Source organism: Paenibacillus sp. B1-35 (assembly GCF_050474385.1).
Lineage (GTDB): Bacteria > Bacillota > Bacilli > Paenibacillales > Paenibacillaceae > Paenibacillus_B > Paenibacillus_B alvei.
Map to the genome: position 1 here is coordinate 1 of NZ_JBCHVJ010000029.1, position 1,131 is coordinate 1,131.

At 55.5% G+C, this 1,131-nt stretch carries 1 protein-coding gene; it reads right to left on the reverse strand.

Annotated features, from left to right (window positions below; translation table 11 throughout):
- A partial coding sequence (locus tag ACQ5BJ_RS26290) for a non-ribosomal peptide synthetase (protein ID WP_430113013.1) occupies nucleotides 1-1,131 on the reverse strand: 1,131 nt, incomplete at both ends.

Sequence of the window (1,131 nt, forward strand, 5' to 3'; positions counted from 1 at the left end):
AGATCAGGTTGCCGTCCGGCATATACTTTACAGCATCTCCCGTTCTGTACATTCTCGCTCCAGACTCACCGCTGAAAGGATCCGGAAGGAATCGCTCCTCTGTCAGCTCTGGACGATTCAAGTATCCGCGGGCGACCCCTGCCCCGCCAATGTACAGTTCCCCGGCGACACCGATTGGTACAGGTTGTTGATGGCGATCCAACACGTATAACTTCGTATTCGCTATGGGCCCTCCAATCGGCGGAAGGCCCTCCTGCAAGGGGCTGACCTCTGCTGCTGTAGCCACGACTGTACACTCTGTAGGACCGTAGTTGTTGATGAGTGCAAAAGGCAATGAAGCTGGCGGAGACTGCCGCAGCAAATCCCCTCCCGTCAGCAAATAGCGTAACGATGTATGCGGCGGCCAGTGCAGATGAATCATGATTTCGGCCATCGGCGTTGGCATAAAACCGATCGTAATTTGCTGGTCAACGATCCAATCCTGCAACGCTACAGGATCCGTTCTTACGCTTTCCTTGCACACATGCAAACTGGCGCCTTTGCTCAAATAGGGCCATATTTCTGACACTGCGGCATCAAATGCGATGCTTGCTATTTGACTCGCACGATCTTGCTCCGTAACTTGGAAAAATTGCTGGTGCCAGAACACCATATTGATCAGCGTGTGATGTTCGACCATGACCCCTTTCGGATTCCCTGTAGTTCCTGATGTGTAAATCAGATAGGCCATGTTGTGCGGCGTCGTGGCGATTGGCGGATTCTGATCGCTCTCCTGCGACAGCATCTCCTGATCGGCAGTGCTGTCCAGACAGATGCGCGTGACAGACTCCGGCACCCATCCGCTTGCCTCGCTCTGAGTCACCAGAAGCTCAATTCCCGCATCGTGCACCATGTAAGTCAGGCGCTGCTGCGGATACGACGGATCCATCGGCACATACGCGCCCCCGGCCTTCAAGATCCCCATGATCCCGACGATCAGATCCGCCGAACGATCCATGCAGATCCCAACCAGCGTCTCCGGCTTCACGCCTTTCTTTCGCAAGCAGTGCGCCAGTTGGTTTGCCCGCGCATTCAGTTCCCCGTACGTCAGCTGGCGGTCTTCGTCAACGACTGCCACCGCTTCCGGCCGTG